Raw genomic sequence first — 16,804 nt, 5'->3', positions numbered from 1 at the left:
TATATACGTTCCAAAGGCTTTTTGAAATGTGCTATCCGGTGCAGGATTTCCATTTACCCATCAGCACTCTTCGTTTGCCACTTAGTTTCTACGCGCACTACTTTTTAAGTTCAGCGTCATGACACCCCCTTTAACCAGTTGTTCAAAGGGGAGCTGCCATCCGGTCCAGGCTTTATTATTCAGGCGGACCTGATCAACATAGTAACTATCCGGGGCCTCTTTTTCAACCTGAATCGTGAATTTATTTTTTCGTAATGCCTTGGGAAGCTGTATGGTAATTTTATCAAATAAAGGCGCCCCAATCTGAAATGCCGGATTTTCTGTCGTTAAACTTCTTACGTCGAATAATCCGATCCCCGATAAAACATACCAAGCCCCCAATTGTCCCTGATCTTCATCCTGTCCATACCCGTAACCGTGAACAGGCTCCGTGCCATAAAATTCATTTGAAATCGCCCGCACCCATTTTTGGCTTAGGTCAGGTCTCCCTGAAAAATAAAACAACCAGGAGATATGCAAGTTGGGCTGATTTCCGTGATTATAGAGACTCTCAATACCGGCAAAGGCATCAATTTGGGTTCCACCTCCAAAGACATTCCGCTGGGATACCGTAAATATGCTGTCCAAACGTTGGTTGAATAAGTCTTTTCCGACCAGTTTGACAAGATCTTGGGGAACGTGCGGTACATAAAAAGTATATTGCCAGGCATTTCCCTCCTGAAATCCACGCCAGGGTTGATAGGGATTAAAGTTCGGAATAAAGTCTCCCTTACTGTCCTTTGGCCGTATAAATTTAGTTGAAGGATCATATAATCCTTTCCATGCGTCTGAAAGCTTTAGAAACTGCTTATAATCTGCATCACGACCAAGTGACTTGGCGTATTGCGCAGCAGCAGCTGCCGAAAAGGCATATTCCAAGGTATGAGAAGCGCCAAAAGGTGATCCTTGGGTTAATAATTCAGGACTACCGGTATTGTCCTCGATATAAGGTGAATAACCTTTTTCAACAAACACTCCCACATCAAGCTTCCCTGCTCCCGGAATCCGTCCGCGTGATTCAAGTTCATTTTTCCGAACAGCTTCATAGGCAAAATTTGTATCGTAATTCCGTATTCCGACATTATATGCTGCAGCAATTGCCAAGCCCGTAAAATTGGTACCCACACCGGAAACATACTTACTATTGGCGATACCGTCACCGAGCCAGCCCGCATCGCGGTACACCAGCAGCTGACTTTGTATCCAATCGTTGTAATAATCAGGATAGGCGATGGACCAGAGTTGTGTCAGGTTCCAAAATGCGCCCCAGATCGCATCTGTATTATAGTGCTGATGAACCGGCTTCCCTTGCGCATTTAATGCAATCTGGCCTACAGAGCCATCATTTTTTGGATAAGCCCCATTAATATCACTGGCAAGTCCCCGTCCAAGTAAGGCATGATATAATCCGGTATAAAATTTAACCCGGTCCTCTTCTTTACCACCTTCCACTAATATCCTTCCCATTTCATTGTTCCAGGTATTCAGTGCTTCGGATTTCGCTTTATCAAATGTCAGACCCTTTGCCTCCTGCTCCAAATTTAACCGTGCGTTATCTACCGAAGTATAGGACAAACCGGTTTTGATGGTGATAGATTCATCCGATCCTGTATCGAATCGCAAAAACAGTCCCGCTCCTTGCCCCCGTATGTTTTTCTTCTCCTCGAAAATCGCGTCGTCCTTAAATGTTCCATAAGATTTTGGCCGCTTGCTGACTTCTGCAAAGAAATACATCTTCACAGTAGCGCCTTGTTGATATTTTTGGACATATACCGGGTTTGTCACCACGTATCCCCATACACATTGATTATCGTAATTTACTTCAGCATCGACCACTGGTCCGCTCTCGCCCATCACATGTCCAATATCAAATATCAGGTTGGACGCATCGGTTTTTGGAAAGGTATAACGATGGAAACCTACCCTTTTTGTCGCCGTTAGTTCGGCGAGGATTCCGTAATCTTTCAGTTTCACCCGATAGTAACCTGATGTGGCAAATTCATCTTTTTTGTCAAATGATGAGCGATAGCCACTTTGCGGCTGGTCCAGTTTCCCCGGCGTGGTTTTGAGTTCACCTACTGATGGAGCAAAGACAATTCCCCCGATCTGAAACTCATGAAAATTAGCAAAGCCTTCGATAGAGCTGTGTCTATCGTCATAGCCAACGGCTTCCCAACCGGACTTATTGCCATAACTTCCATTGGTACTTGGTGCTAATTTGGCCATACCAAAGGGTACTGCCGCCGGCGTATAAAAAAAATATCGGCTATGCACAGATCCAATATTGGGTTTTACCAGGGTAGTTAGATCAGTTTTCTGTTGCCCTGACGCAGATATCACACTGGATAACATGCAGAAAAAATAAAATATAAGATGCTTTGCCATCGTTGTCAATTAGGTTCAAAAACAAACTTACAAAAAATAAAACTATGTATAAACATGAAAACTAAAAGATCATAAAAAAAATAGGCGGGGACAGTTCAAAATGGCGCAATATTGTAATAATTTAAATACGAATTGAATTATATCTCCTTAAAAGCCTAATGCACCAGTTATTTTTCTACCTTTGTTTGTATATACATAACAAATAATAACCAAGAAGTTTTAAGTCATAAAGATCAATCCAAATTGAATGCGCTGGAAATAATCTAACGAAACATCGCGATTGGACTACTGAAATGCATAATACTTCAATTAATAAAAAGTTCCATGAGAAGAAACCTAACGTTTTTCGGTCTTACGTTTATCTTATTTAGCAGCGGTCTCTCTGCGCAACAAAAAATCCCATCGAAAGCAGACCAACTTAAGCTTGCGCAGACCATTTTAGCCGATCCGAAATTAAAATATGTGGATAGCCTGGCCAGGCAGGTCATCAAAGAAGGATTTAATGCCGGAAGTGGCTATTCGCAGATATGGGCCCGGGACCTCAATACGTTTATTGAAACGGCATTGGAAGAAAGACCTGCAGCAGATGTTCGCGGGGCTATCCTATTGTTTTTCCAGATGCAACAGCCCAATGGTGAAATGGTCGACGGCTATGTGCTCAAGAAAGATTTCACCTGGCATGATGATACGCCTTATTATTCTAAAAATGCACCCGATCATGTCGGTTTTAAAAACACTGTCGAGACCGACCAAGAGACTTCGCTGATTCAGCTACTGGGCAAGTATATACAGAAAACCAAGGATTATGGCATTCTTGACGAATCCATTGGTGGACTTTCGGTCAAAGAGCGCATACAGCTGATGTTGGATTACCTCAGGCGAGAACGGTTCAATACAACATACGGTCTCCTTTGGGGCGCCATGACAGCCGACTGGGGTGATGTGCAGCCGCATGACGATTTTGGCTGTGACTGGAATGCACTCTCCAATGAAGCCATTGATATCTACGACAATGCCATGCTCATCATTGCCTTACAGAACTTAATTGAAATCCAACCCAATGGAGCAAAGGCCGCTGATTGGAAAAAATTTAAAAAGGAGCTTGAAACAAATAGCAGACGCTATCTCTGGGACCAAAAGAAACAGAAATTTATTCCACATATCTATCCACAGCACTCTCCCCTGCCAAAAGGCTTTGATGAAAATCAAATCCATTACCATGGGGGTACGGCAATTGCGATCGAAGCTGGACTGCTCAAACGAAACGAAATAAAAACGGTCAATAGACAGATGTTGGAAAATGTCCGTTTGTCGGGCATGCCGAGCATCGGCCTTACACTTTATCCGACCTACCCTGCCGGTTTTTTCAAAGGTTGGATGGCAGAACCTTATCACTATCAAAATGGGGGCGACTGGACCTGGTTTGGCGGCAGAATGATCCAGCAACTTGTCCGCAACGGCTTTTATCAGGAAGCTTATGACGAGTTAGGGCCAATGATTGATCGTGTGGTGAAGAACAAAGGTTTTTACGAATGGTACGGCAAGAATGATGTGCCGAGCGGATCGGGCAAATTCAAAGGCTCAGCCGGTGTATTGAGCAAAGCAATCGCACTACTCCATCAATGGGCCTCAGAAACAGCCAAGTAGTCACATGCAATCGACGGATGAATTGATCCAGTAGCTTATGATTACTGGATCAATTGTTCTATTAATAATCTCTTCGGCTTTCCACGGTATAGGTAAAGCTTTCGGCGCGATAGAATCCCAGATTATATTCAATTGGCTTTCCGGACTGATCGAAAACAAAGCGTTTGCGCGATAAGATCGGGTCGCCGATATTGATTTCGAGTTTGTCTGCGATAAATTTATTGGCTGCAACGGCGTCTATTTCTTCCTGCGAAAGATCGGCCACAACATGGTAATCGGCTTCCAATATTTCATACAGCGGACGTTTAAAATCTTCGTCACCTGTCAGCCCAATGCGAGGATGAAAATAAGACGTAAAATAGACGAACGGATCATCTTTTTTACCACGTAACCGTTCCAGCTTTAATAGCTTTTGATCCTCATCGACCGCAAAAAATTTTGTAATGGCCTTATCGGGCACTACCCAGCTCACATGAAGCTCAAAATTCTTGACCTCGATACCACGATTTTTCATTTCTTGTGAAAAACTTAGCCAATTTTTGGATTTCGAACTGAATTTGGTGCTTGCAACCTTTGTACCGATACCTTTCTTCCGGATCAATAGCTCCTCATAAACCAGCTTATTAATCGCCAGACGTAAAGTAGAACGGGAAATAGCCAGACGTTTGGCTAGCTCTATTTCATTGGGCAACATTTTCCCCTCAATATATTCCGGTTGTTTTATCAACTCCCGCAGTAGATTTTCTGCTTGTATATGCAGTGGGACTGGACTTTTGTGATCTATTTTTAAATTCATTACATGATATTGCTTAGGCTAAAGTAAGATTTTTTGGATAATTAAAAAAATAGATATATGTTTGTATGTATATACATATAAAACTAATAAACCAACTATGTCTAAAAATTTTATCCTTATTTTATGCATTGTTTCACTGGGCGGACTGCTTTTTGGCTTCGACATGGCGGTTATCGCCGGTGCTTTACCGCTTGTGAAGGGATTTTTTGGATTATCTCCTGTGCAGGAAGGTATTTTTGTTAGTTCGGCACTAATCGGATGCATTATTGGTGTATTCTTTACGGGCTCTTTTACGGACAAATATGGTCGTAAACAAGCCTTTATCGTGGCATCGTTGCTTTTTTTATTGTCAGCAATTGGCTGCGGATTCAGTCCTAATTATACTATATTGATCGCGAGCCGGGGCATTGGCGGACTAGGTGTTGGTATAGCTTCTATCGTAGTTCCTCTTTACCTTGCTGAAATATCCCCCAGTAAATTCAGAGGTAGATCAGTTACCTGTTATCAATTGGCGATTACATTTGGTATTCTGATTGCCTATATTAGTAACTATTTCATTCTTCAATTCGATTCGTTGCCTCAGGCGGAGCTTTGGCGTGGCATGTTTCTAGTTGGCGCGATCCCTGCCGTCCTACTTAGTTTAGGGGTTTATTTTATTCCTGAGAGTCCCCGCTGGCTGGCCAAAATTGGGCGAAACGAAGAGGTCGCAGCAATCCGTACCAAACTTGGTTTAACGGATCTATATGATTCGCCAAGTCCGGCCAAAGGAAATATGAAGGAGCTGTTTTCTCCCATCTACCGCAGGGCATTTCTGTTAGGTCTATTTTTACCCTTATTTTCTCAACTGAGCGGCATCAACGCCATCGTCTATTACGGCCCAAGCATACTGTTGGAATCAGGTATTTCCTTAGCAAATTCTTATCATGCACAATTATTTTTTGGTGCGGCGAACGTATTATTTACCTGCTTTGCCATCTGGAAAGTAGATAATTGGGGAAGAAGACCCTTATATATTTTAGGGACATTGGGGGCCACCATTAGTCTGATTGTAACGGGATATCTCTTCAGTCAGGAACAACCAAACAATGTTGCATTGATTGTTTCCATCCTGCTCTTCCTTTTTTTCTTTGCTTTTTCTATCGGTCCGTTAAAATTTGTGGTCGCGGCGGAAATATTCCCAAATGCCATACGGGCAAGAGCAATGGGAATAAGTATTATGGTGATGTGGATTTCCGATGCGATCGTCGGTCAGCTGACTCCTATTTTGCTCGCATCCTGGGGAGCAAGTTATACCTTTTGGTTATTTGCTTTTTTCTGTGCGATAGCTTTTATCGTTGTGCTGGGATATTTACCGGAGACCAAGGGCAAACCTTTGGAAGAAATCGAAAAATATTGGATTGAAAAATCAAAGAAAAAGCAGAATAACAACGCATAACTTCGTTCAATATCCCCTATTATTTTAGTCATTTTTTTTACATACGCAATAAATAACATCTTATGTATTCCAATACTCAAACGACATCTTTTCAATACGACATCTTACCTACATTTCCAGTTCAGGGCAAATTGTCCAACTCTTATGATGAGTTGGTCGATCACCTGATCCAAAATCATATACACTGCATAGATGGGTTTGTTGGCGTAAATTGGGAAACACCAATAAAGCATATCCAGCAGGAATTTGTTAAGCGGGGATTAACAGTGCGATTTGTTTCCATGGAAACAGCATTGCTCCCTGAAGCAGCAATCGAGGAGAAAGTAGCTCCTTATCTTGGCGGTAATGATCCATTATTCGGAAAAAAAACACCACTCGAACTGATCGCATACTTTGATACGGTCAAATTGGCTGCACTGCAGGGAATGCTAAAACAGGCCACCGACAGTGAGTATCTTATTTTTTATGGCCCCGGAGCAGCGCTCCTTGAGGTATCAAGTCAGGTGATGTACATCGACCTGCCCAAAAATATACTAATCCAACGGATGCGTGCGGGACTGGCCGGGAACCTGGCCTGTGCAAAACAAAGCGATCAAAAAGAGCTTTATAAACGGTATTACTTTGTCGATTGGGAACTCCTAAACCGACATAAACGGACGATATTATCACGCGTGGAGATTCTTGCCGATCAGCAATCCGCTGAAAATCTACCTTGGATCTTAGGAAATGATCTAAAAGCGACTTTGCATGTAATGTCTAAAAATTACTTTCGGGTAAGACCAACATTCGAACCCGGAGTCTGGGGCGGACAATGGATGAAGGAACATTTAACGGGTATTGATCAACAGGTTAAAAATTATGCGTGGTCTTTTGAAATGATTGTTCCCGAAAACGGCATTTTACTTGAGAATAACGGGCAAGTGCTCGAAATTTCTTTTGATCAACTGATGTTTCAGGAAAGTTCAAATGTCCTGGGCGCTGCGCAGCCACGTTTTGACGTTGAGTTTCCAATCCGGTTTAACTTTCTGGACACTTTTGATGGCGGCAATCTTTCCATTCAGTGCCATCCTAGTCCAAGTTATGCCAAAGCCGAATTTGGAGAAAATTTCACACAAGACGAATCCTACTACATTGTGGACAGAAAGGGCGATGCACAGGTCTACCTGGGATTTCAGGAGGATATCGATGCGGAAAACTTCCGTGTTGTTCTTGAACAGAGCTTCCGTACGGGCGAACCGATCGCCATTGACAGGTACGTCCAAAAATTTGAATCGCAAAAGCATCAGTTATATTTAATTCCCCACGGTACGGTGCATTCTTCCGGGACGAATAACCTTGTACTGGAGATCAGCGCCACTCCCTACAACTACACGTTTAAGATGTACGACTGGGTACGCCCCGATTTAGACGGTAAGCCACGTCCATTAAATATCGACAGGGCTTTTGCCAATCTTAATTTTAACCGAAAGGGTGATGTCGTCAAAGATACGCTCCTGTCCCAACCAGAGGTTTATACACTCGATGCCCAAGCATCAAAAGTGCATTTGCCAACGCATGAAGATCATTTCTATGATGTTTACAGGTACGAATTTGCAGACGAGGTGAAGATTGAGACAAAGGGGCAATGCCATATTATGATGCTCGTTGAAGGGGAAGCGGTAGAACTGACAACTGCCAATGGCATGAAAAAAATCTTCCATTATGCCGAGACTTTTGCCGTTCCCGCAGCGGCGAAATCCTATTCGCTCCGCAACCTGGGAACTGCTCAGGCAAAAGTAATACAGTCTTTTGTCAAAGACCATAAATGTTAATAATAAGTACACAACGATAGAAAAAAACAGCATCATGAGAAATTTATGTTTCGCATTATCTACTTCCTTGCTGCTATTATCCTGCAACGGTGGTAGCAACAAATCCACAGGAAGCGGCACACAGCAAAATGTGGCACAGGATAGTAGCTTCCAACTCGTCAAAGATATGGCAAGCAAGGTTATCAAAGCAGGATTCAATGCAGGTGACGGCTATAGTGAAGTATGGATCAGGGATTACAATACCTTTATTACCTTAGCAAGCCAAGTGCACCCCCACGAGCAGATCAAAGATCAATTGGCACTATTTTTTAAATTACAGGAAGCTGATGGTAATATCGCAGACGGTTTTGTCAAAAAATCCAGTTTAAAGAATGGTGTTTCCGACTATTATACCATCACTAATCCACTGGCTCCGGAATATGCCGCACATAAAAACACGGTTGAAACCGATCAGGAAACATCCTTGATCCAGGCAGTTCACAAATATATCGTAGCCACTAAGGACAGCTCTTTTCTCGCACAAAAAATAGGCGAAACGACAGTGAAAGACCGGATGGAACAGGCCTTGCAATTTTTAATGGACAAACGTTATAATGCCACTTATGGTCTATTGTGGGGGGCCACAACGGTCGATTGGGGTGATGTGCAGCCAGAACACGATTGGGGGGTCCATTTGGACAAAAACTCTCATATTGCCCTGGATATTTATGATAATGCCATGTTTTTAATTGCTTTGGACAATTACATGGATCTTTTCCCTGATAAAAAAGAAAAATGGGGTAAGGTCAGAACCACGATTGCCAGCAATACCATGAAACATCTTTGGGACGATAAAAATCAAAAATTCATCCCTCACATCTACATCAACGGGTCGCCATTTCCAAAAGATTTTGATGAAAACCAAATCTACTATCACGGCGGAACAGCCATTGCCATTGAGGCGAACCTGCTTAGCAAAGAGCAGATCAAAATTTCCCTGGACAAGATGATCAAAAATGTAAAAGATGCCGGAGCAGCCACCATTGGATTAACCGTATATCCGACTTATCCTGCAGGTTTTTTCAAAAATAAAGGCATGTATCCGTATGGTTATCAAAATGGCGGAGATTGGACCTGGTTTGGAGGGAGAATGATCCAACAACTGGCTAAAAATGGTTTCCAGCAGGAAGCTTATGAGCAGATCAAGCCCATGTTGGCGCGTGTCATTAAAAATAAAGGTTTCTACGAATGGTATACGAAAGACAATAAACCTGAAGGTTCGGGAACCTTTAGAGGCGAGGCTGGCGTACTTTACGATGCAATCACCTTATTGGAAAATACCGGAAAATAACCCGTAATATTTATACCCAACACAAAAAAAATAGGGTGTCCGAAAAGATCGGACACCCTATCACCATTCAATCACATCGCTGCACTATCGGCAAGTCAGGTTTCCAATACCCTTATTATTGACTAAGTAATGCTACAGCATAGACTAAGTATCTATTCAGCAGCACTATAATCGATGGGAAAAACGACTTGGTCTCTCCTTTTATCCTCTTAGAACCTTACCGTGTCCGTAGCGATAAATGGTAACCGATAATTACCTGTATCGATGCGCACCTTACCCTGTAATGCTTTTAAGGCCACACTGTCCCGGTCGCCCGTTTGGTAGATATATACATTTTTCAAGCTAGGGATATCCTTCAAATTCGACAGACCCTTTGCGCTTACTTTTGTCCCCACCAGGTTCAGGTAGATCAATTTTTGCAGTCCTTTCAATTGGGATAGGCCATTGTCGGAAACTTTTGTATTCTCGAGATGTAGACGTGAGATGACAGGCATGGATTTTATCGTAGAAAATGCCTGGTCAGTGATGGCGGTATACCCAAGCTTCAGTTGAACGATATTCTCTTTAATGGCCAACAGTTCCTGCAGATCCTTATCATTAAACTGTGGATAGTTGATGGCATTGACCAGCACCAGATTATTTTCTTTAGCCACAGGAATGATTTTGATTCCTTTTGCCTGCCAGGCATCAACTTTATCCTTTGGTAAATCGGGTGCCTTTGGAAAATCCGCATACAATACCTGCGAGGCCTCCTGTTCTCCTGTTTCAAGTTTTTTCAATATTGCGGCAATTTCCTTCGTCTGTGTAAGTTGATTCACTTTTTTATCGAAGCTCGCCCCTTGATCAATCCACCATGCAATTAATTTGATCTGATCGAGGCTGATCGGTGTACGCCCCTTTGGTGGCATTCTTTTTTTGTGTCCTTCCGGCAATATCAGTCGCGCATACAATTCACTTTCTTTCGAATTGCCACCCTTCAGCACCTTTCCATTTTCACCCCCCTTTAACAGACTTTCCCTTGTCTGTAAGGCCAATCCGCCCTCCTGTTTCCGATCACCATGGCAGCTCTGACAGCGTTGTTTGAGTATAGGTTGTATAATACCGTCATATACGGCAGCCTCTTGTACATTCTCTACAATTAAAAGCTCGTCGCTGCTTTCCTCCACACCAAAAGTCTTTTTCATCGCCTGTGGCATGGCTTCAAGAAAATAACCCTTGCCATGCGTTAAGGTACCGCCGTAGTGTCCTGTGACTCCCAGTAATATAACCAGGATCAAAAATAGCCAAAAACGAAACCGTAGGATTTTTCTTGCCCATTGTAGCGCTCCGCTTTTTTCGCGGTACAGGAAATAAAGCTGTAGGCTACTTACGGCGACAGCAATTCCCAGCCACTGATGGTAATTGAGCACGTCGATTTCATAACCGCCATTGCGTGAAAGCAGAAATCCCGAAAGAGCTGCAAACATGGCAGCTATACTGCCCAATAACAAGCACAATCTAATCGCCGACAGGTATGGATTTTCTTTTTTGAATAGTTCCAGAAATGCCATCACAAATGCAATCAATAAAATTCCGATGGGTAAATGCACTAAGATGGGATGAAACCGTCCCAAAAAGGCCATCAATTCTTCAAGAAAAACCATCATTCTTTATACCTGTCTTTGAGTAAATTCAACATATATACATTTACGGACCATTGGTCTGCCACCGGCTGCTGTGTAAAAGGCAGTGTAGGCAAATAACCTGCCGGACCAAATTCCGTGGTAATGGTCAATACCTTTGCTCCGCTTTGTTTATGTTGGGCGACAATCTGATCCCACCAGGCCAGATGTTGACTGACCGTACTTTTCCATTCCGGTGCCGCGGGGTCATTGACCTGAGGCCCTTCAGGATGTCCGATCCGGGCATGGATATGTTCTGTCCGGGCGAGTGCCAAAGAAACCGCTTCAGCTTGGTCAGCGAGCAACGACTCATGTACATTGCACCAGTGTGAAATATCCAAAGCAAGCCTTAAAGCGGGGATTTTTGTTAAATAATCTTTGGTCAGGTGGGCCGCAAAGCTAAATCGGCCACGATGTGTCTCATGGTAAACCGGAATACGCCATTTTTCCATAATCACTTGACCGATATCGATCAATTGCTTATTCTGTTCAAATGCGTAATATTCTTTACCTGTATGGCAATTGATATAATCCGGCTTTATGCTTGCGGCTTCTTCCAGATTACGTTTAAAACTTTCGCGGTATTGGTCAAATGAAGCTCCGGAACCACCGGAAAGAAGCCCTAAACGCAGACCATATTTTTGCAGGGCATCAATCATTTCTTTTCGCTCTTTCTGATCCCCGGGGAGCCAGGCTTCTACCCCATCATAGCCCGCATTTTTCACGCGTTCACAAAAGCGGTCCCAGGAATCGGTATTTCCCCAATTGGTACAATAGTACTTAATGTGTAATTTCTCTTGTTGCTGTGCCAGAAGTGTATAAAAATTGGCCATCAGAAGGATTAATACTAGAAATCGTTTCATTCGTTAAATAATAGCTTGTATAAGTTCACCTTCCACATCCGTCAAACGGAATGGTCGGCCCTGAAATTCATAGGTAAATTTTTCGTGGTCAAATCCCAGGAGATGGAGCATGGTGGCATGCACATCATGTACGGAAGCCCTTCCTTCAACACCTGCAAAACCAATATCGTCCGTTTGCCCGTAGCTGATGCCGTTACGTATGCCTCCACCTGCCATCCAGATGGTATAGGCGTCCGTATGATGATCTCTTCCAAGGAATGGCATATCACTATTATCACGATTCTCCTGCATTGGCGTCCGTCCAAACTCCCCGCCCCAGACGACCAATGTGTCCTCTAATAAGCCCCGTTGTTTCAGATCCAGGATCAGTGCCGTCATCGGGCGATCAATTTCACGGCATTTATTTCGAAATCCAAGATCTATGGAGTCTGCCGCATTTGTGCCATGACTATCCCAGCCCCAGTCAAACAATTGCACAAAACGCACGCCCTGTTCCACAAGCTTGCGGGCCAACAGGCAGTTATTGGCGAAAGATTCTTTTCCGGGTTCGGTACCGTATAATTCATGGATATAAGCAGGTTCATTGTTGATATTCATTACTTCGGGTACGGCGACCTGCATTTTATAAGCCATTTCATACTGCGCAATCCGTGAAAGTGTCTCAGGGTCCTTAAATGTGTCATACTCCGTTTTGTTGACATTATTGATCGCGTCGATAAGATGGCTCTTCATGTCCCGGTCCATTCCTTCAGGATCAGCAATATACAATACAGGGTCTCCCTTTGAACGGCACTGCACCCCCTGGTAGACCGATGGCAGAAAACCACTTCCCCAGACACTCTTTCCGGCGTCCGGCGTTTTACCCCCAGAAGTCAATACCACAAATCCCGGTAGATTGCTGTTTTCTGAGCCCAGGCCATAAGTCACCCATGAACCAATGCTTGGACGCCCCAATCGGGCACTTCCGGTGTGCATAAACAGCTGTGCGGGTCCGTGGTTAAACTGATCCGTATGGACGGCTTTCAAAAAACTGACGTCATCAACCACCTGACTAAAATGAGGTAAATGATCGGATACCCAAGCTCCACTTTCACCATATTGTTTGAAAGTCGCCTGTGGTCCCAGCATTTTAGGTACCCCGCGGATAAAGGCAAATTTCTTTCCGGCCAGAAGGGACTGTGGGCAGGGTTGATTATGTAATTTCTGCAGTGCAGGTTTATAATCAAACAATTCAAGCTGCGAAGGGGCTCCCGCCATGTGTAAATAGATCACACTTTTGGCCTTACCGGGAAAATGGGGCGATTTGGGAATCAACGGATTTAAAGCATTCAGATCCAAATTGCCTTTTGATCCGGATGTGTTCCATCCTCCGCAACTTGCCAAAAGACTTCCCAATGCAATGCCGCCAATACCAGCAACACAATCTTTTAGAAAATGTCTTCTTGTCACAGCCTTCAATTCAGATTGCTGTGCTTCTTCTATTAATTTATTCAGATCTTTCATTCATGTAGCTCTTTTTGCATGGCACCAATTCTACCATATCTATTGTTTATCCCGATTCCCGGTTGATTCAGCTCCCCGGGGTTTTATTACCAGCATGTATTTTGAATCTCTCCCCTAGGATTTCGTTAAAAATTCATCCAGGTTCAATAATGCATTTGCAACCAACATATAAGCAGCTTTGGATGATATTGTTTTTGTATTTTCCTTTGCCAAATCGCTGCCCAGATATTTCGCTGCAGATGCTGGCGCTTTGTTAAATTCCAAGAGTGCTTTTTTGTAGAGTTCCTCAAGGTCGGCGATCTTCCTGGGATCGGCTTCTTTGAGCATTGCCCTTCGATAACCGGCACTGATGCTCTTTTTTGTATCTCCTTTTCCTTCCTGCAGCATGATATTTCCTAAATGCTTTGCCGCTTCCAGATACACGGGGTCATTGAGGGTGGCCAAAGCCTGCAACGGCGTATTTGTCCGTATGCGATCAACCAGGCATACCTCCCTGCTGGATGCATCGAAGGAAACAAAGGACGGATAAGGGCTCGTACGTTTCAAAAAGGTATAAACGCCACGTCGATACTGATCTTCCCCTTCGCTCTTGACCCAGGACTCACCGCTGTATACGGTCATCCACACCCCATCCGGTTGATAGGGCATGACACTCGGTCCATACATTTTATTGCTTAACAAGCCACTGACGGCTAGCGCCTGATCCCGAATCTGCTCCGCGGAAAGCCTAAACCGCGGCCCTCTCGCCAAATAATAGTTCTGCGGATCTTTTTCCACTTTATCACCATTTAGCGTTGAAGCCTGCTTATAGGTACCTGAAAGGACAATCTCACGGACCAATTTTTTCATGCTCCATTTTTTTCCGTTCATAAAATCCAGGGCCAGATAATCCAATAATTCACGGTGAATTGGCGGTATACTCTGTGTCCCCATATCACCCAATGGCTCCACCAGTCCGCGGCCAAACAACTGTGCCCAAACACGGTTAACCAAGGTCCGCGCAGTTAATGGGTTCTCTTTGCTGACAATCCACTGCGCAAATCCCATGCGATTTCGGGGAGCGCCTTTTGGAAATTCATTGAGCGATTCAGGCACCATGGGCTGTACTTCTGCCCCCAGAGACAGCCGGTTACCCCGGATGAATACATTCGTTTTCCGATGCATTTCTTTCGGATTTTCAATCATAATGGGCACACTTTCGGGCTGCAGATTGACAAGCTGGAGAAAAGTTCGCTGAAGGTTAAGATTTTCGGAGGGTTTTCCAACCGGAAAGTCCTCCCGAAAAGCAAACCATTCAATCATACAAATCGGTTGACCAGCTGCAACTGCTGGATTCTTAAATACCAGAAAAAGGTCGTGTACACCGCTTGTCGGTGCTATCGCTGCCTGAATAACCTGTCTGCCCGAGGTTTTGGGTAAATCTATATTGGCTAGCAAAGGCCCATTAGGTTTATTGAGATGCACTTCCATTTTTCCGCCAACTGCATCTGTCCAGAAATTCATAAAGAACTGCCTTTTGCCATCCAGGGTAATTGCTTTTAAACGGGCTGATCCACTGCTGCGTACACCAAGCCATTTTGTATCATACAAAGCACCGTTTACAATCTGATCGCTATAATGGGCATGAATCTTAGGCTCGAGCGTATGTAGGAACAGATCCGCAGATTTTACCGCATTTCCATCGCCATTGGCTGTCAACCAATGCTTGATGCTATCGACACGTTTTTCGTCCTGTGCCGTATAAAAACGTAGTTTTGGATGATCACCTTGTGTATCTTCATCTCGCGTGTTGTTGAAAAATGCCAGCGATTTATAATATTCCTCAAATTTAAAAGGATCATAGGTGTGACTATGACATTGTACACACTCAAATGTTGTACTCAACCATACCTGATAACTGGTATTTAAACGGTCCAGGACAGCCGCCATCCTAAACTCCTCACTATCCGTTCCGCCCTCATCGTTATTCATGGTGTTCCGGTGAAACGCCGTCGCGATAAGCTGATCTTTGGTCGGTTGAGGCAAAAGATCTCCTGCCAGCTGCTCAATGGTAAATTCGTCGTATGGCATATCTTTGTTCAGGGCTTTGATCACCCAATCCCGATAGGACCAGATACTACGTGACCCATCCTTTTCGTATCCTTTGGTATCGGCATAGCGTGCCATGTCCAGCCACCAACTAGCCCATTTTTCACCGTATTTAGAGGAAGCCAATAAGCTATCAACTCTACGGGAATAGGCATCATCGCTGTCATCCTCGATAAATGCGCTGATTTCATCTAAGGTCGGTGGTATGCCGATGAGGTCCAAATAAAGTCTTCTCAACAAAGTGCTCTTATCGGCTTCATCCGAAAAAGAGAGCTCCTTGTTCTTTAATTTGGCCTGCACAAAATAGTCGATGTTGTTATTCACCCCTTTCGGTTTTATGCCAAAAAGTCCTGCCAGGGAAAATGGTTTCGGCACTTCGACATCTTCAGGTAAAGTATAAGCCCAATGTTTACCCCACTTTGCACCTTGGTCGATCCACTTTTTTAAAATATCAATTTCCTCATCGTTCAGTTTTGGCGCATTATAAGGCATGCGCAATTCAGGATCATCAGAAACCAATCTCTTCATAAACTCGCTATGCTCTGCATCCCCCCGAATAATTGCCGGTTTGCCAGACTCGGCTTTGGCAAAAGCTTCATTTTCAAAAAGAAAACTAAGCCCCCCATTTTTCTTCACTCCACCATGACAGGCAATGCAATGTTTATTTAATATCGGTTTGACATCTGCACTAAAGTCTACTGTTTCTTCTTTACCAAATGTAAATATTGTAAAGCAGGCGATAATTAAGGCCAATAATGCTAACACCATTAATTTTCTATTCATAGCAATAAGGTCTATTCAATATTATTCTGTTATTAGGTTTATTTTATAATTGTTGTGCAGCTATTCCAATGCTTGAGCTAGTGGAATACATATCAGCGAGCCGATACAGGCATTGATAGCTAACGTTAGTAAAATTAAAGAAGAACGACGGGATAAACTAAAACTAGATTAACAGAAACATAAACTATATTACCTCCTCCCAATACAATCTCTTTTTTTGCCGCTGTTAGCACCATTTTGGCTTCATTAGCCATGGATAACATTTTAGTTACGGAAACTTAAGAAGCGATCACTTTATCTACTTTTAATCAGGAGTTCGGATGACATGCGTTATTGACTCGATCCATTTGATCCGCGTTTCTAACCAATAATTAGCAATACTGCCGCATTCAGCCATTTTTGACAGCAAAGTTGCTAGACGGCATGCCGGAAACAAAAAAGGCAAAATAGGCTCTAAAAAAGC

At 43.5% G+C, this 16,804-nt stretch carries 10 protein-coding genes; 4 read left to right on the top strand and 6 right to left on the bottom strand.

Annotated elements, in window-relative coordinates:
- Positions 1 to 81: 81 nt before the first annotated feature.
- Positions 82 to 2,424 carry a GH92 family glycosyl hydrolase gene (locus tag G6053_RS10895; RefSeq protein WP_165306424.1) on the bottom strand — a complete coding sequence of 781 codons (2,343 nt, stop codon included), beginning with the start codon at positions 2,422 to 2,424 and terminating at the stop codon, positions 82 to 84.
- 324 nt (positions 2,425 to 2,748) lie between these two features.
- On the opposite strand from G6053_RS10895, the gene G6053_RS10890 reads away from it, so the two are divergent.
- Positions 2,749 to 4,071, top strand: coding sequence for a hypothetical protein (locus tag G6053_RS10890; RefSeq protein ID WP_165306423.1), 1,323 nt, complete (start codon positions 2,749 to 2,751; stop codon positions 4,069 to 4,071).
- Between the two features lie 61 nt (positions 4,072 to 4,132).
- Here G6053_RS10890 and G6053_RS10885 read toward each other — a convergent pair whose 3' ends face one another.
- Positions 4,133 to 4,867, bottom strand: a complete 735-nt coding sequence (locus G6053_RS10885) for a GntR family transcriptional regulator (RefSeq protein ID WP_108632072.1) — start codon at positions 4,865 to 4,867, stop codon at positions 4,133 to 4,135.
- Between the two features lie 97 nt (positions 4,868 to 4,964).
- Here G6053_RS10885 and G6053_RS10880 point away from each other — a divergent pair, with 97 nt between their 5' ends.
- From G6053_RS10880 to G6053_RS10870, 3 genes are all read left to right on the top strand, one after another.
- The gene (locus tag G6053_RS10880; protein WP_108632073.1) at positions 4,965 to 6,302 is read left to right on the top strand and encodes a sugar porter family MFS transporter; all 1,338 of its coding nucleotides are present in this window, start codon (positions 4,965 to 4,967) and stop codon (positions 6,300 to 6,302) included.
- A gap of 62 nt (positions 6,303 to 6,364) precedes the next feature.
- Positions 6,365 to 8,113, top strand: a complete 1,749-nt coding sequence (locus G6053_RS10875) for a class I mannose-6-phosphate isomerase (RefSeq protein ID WP_165306422.1) — start codon at positions 6,365 to 6,367, stop codon at positions 8,111 to 8,113.
- Between the two features lie 34 nt (positions 8,114 to 8,147).
- Positions 8,148 to 9,443 (top strand): amylo-alpha-1,6-glucosidase, encoded by a 1,296-nt coding sequence (locus tag G6053_RS10870; protein WP_165306421.1) that lies wholly within the window; start codon positions 8,148 to 8,150, stop codon positions 9,441 to 9,443.
- 209 nt (positions 9,444 to 9,652) lie between these two features.
- Here G6053_RS10870 and G6053_RS10865 read toward each other — a convergent pair whose 3' ends face one another.
- The 4 genes from G6053_RS10865 to G6053_RS10850 form a co-directional block, all read right to left on the bottom strand.
- Positions 9,653 to 11,089, bottom strand: a complete 1,437-nt coding sequence (locus G6053_RS10865; RefSeq protein WP_241254978.1) for a c-type cytochrome domain-containing protein — start codon at positions 11,087 to 11,089, stop codon at positions 9,653 to 9,655.
- A complete protein-coding gene (locus G6053_RS10860; protein ID WP_165306420.1) occupies positions 11,086 to 11,967 on the bottom strand; it encodes a TIM barrel protein in 882 nt (293 codons plus the stop codon). Before G6053_RS10860 ends, G6053_RS10865 begins: the two co-directional genes overlap by 4 nt.
- Positions 11,968 to 11,970: 3 nt before the next feature.
- Positions 11,971 to 13,470 carry a DUF1501 domain-containing protein gene (locus G6053_RS10855; RefSeq protein ID WP_165306419.1) on the bottom strand — a complete coding sequence of 500 codons (1,500 nt, stop codon included), beginning with the start codon at positions 13,468 to 13,470 and terminating at the stop codon, positions 11,971 to 11,973.
- A gap of 114 nt (positions 13,471 to 13,584) precedes the next feature.
- Positions 13,585 to 16,341, bottom strand: a complete 2,757-nt coding sequence (locus tag G6053_RS10850; RefSeq protein ID WP_165306418.1) for a DUF1553 domain-containing protein — start codon at positions 16,339 to 16,341, stop codon at positions 13,585 to 13,587.
- Between the last annotated feature and the right edge of the window lie 463 nt (positions 16,342 to 16,804).

Source organism: Sphingobacterium sp. DR205 (assembly GCF_011064245.1).
GTDB classification, from domain to species: domain Bacteria; phylum Bacteroidota; class Bacteroidia; order Sphingobacteriales; family Sphingobacteriaceae; genus Sphingobacterium; species Sphingobacterium athyrii.
Note: the sequence above shows the minus strand (reverse complement) of the source record. Positions and strands in the feature narration are given on the sequence as shown.

Bases quoted from the DNA above. Each gene is read 5' to 3' on its own strand.
- G6053_RS10880 (WP_108632073.1), top strand. From the start codon at position 4,965: ATGTCTAAAAATTTTATCCTTATTTTATGCATTGTTTCACTGGGCGGA.
- G6053_RS10890 (WP_165306423.1), top strand. From the start codon at position 2,749: ATGAGAAGAAACCTAACGTTTTTCGGTCTTACGTTTATCTTATTTAGC.
- G6053_RS10865 (WP_241254978.1), bottom strand. From the start codon at position 11,089: ATGATGGTTTTTCTTGAAGAATTGATGGCCTTTTTGGGACGGTTTCAT.
- G6053_RS10895 (WP_165306424.1), bottom strand. From the start codon at position 2,424: ATGGCAAAGCATCTTATATTTTATTTTTTCTGCATGTTATCCAGTGTG.
- G6053_RS10850 (WP_165306418.1), bottom strand. From the start codon at position 16,341: ATGAATAGAAAATTAATGGTGTTAGCATTATTGGCCTTAATTATCGCC.
- G6053_RS10885 (WP_108632072.1), bottom strand. From the start codon at position 4,867: ATGAATTTAAAAATAGATCACAAAAGTCCAGTCCCACTGCATATACAA.
- G6053_RS10875 (WP_165306422.1), top strand. From the start codon at position 6,365: ATGTATTCCAATACTCAAACGACATCTTTTCAATACGACATCTTACCT.
- G6053_RS10855 (WP_165306419.1), bottom strand. From the start codon at position 13,470: ATGAAAGATCTGAATAAATTAATAGAAGAAGCACAGCAATCTGAATTG.
- G6053_RS10870 (WP_165306421.1), top strand. From the start codon at position 8,148: ATGAGAAATTTATGTTTCGCATTATCTACTTCCTTGCTGCTATTATCC.
- G6053_RS10860 (WP_165306420.1), bottom strand. From the start codon at position 11,967: ATGAAACGATTTCTAGTATTAATCCTTCTGATGGCCAATTTTTATACA.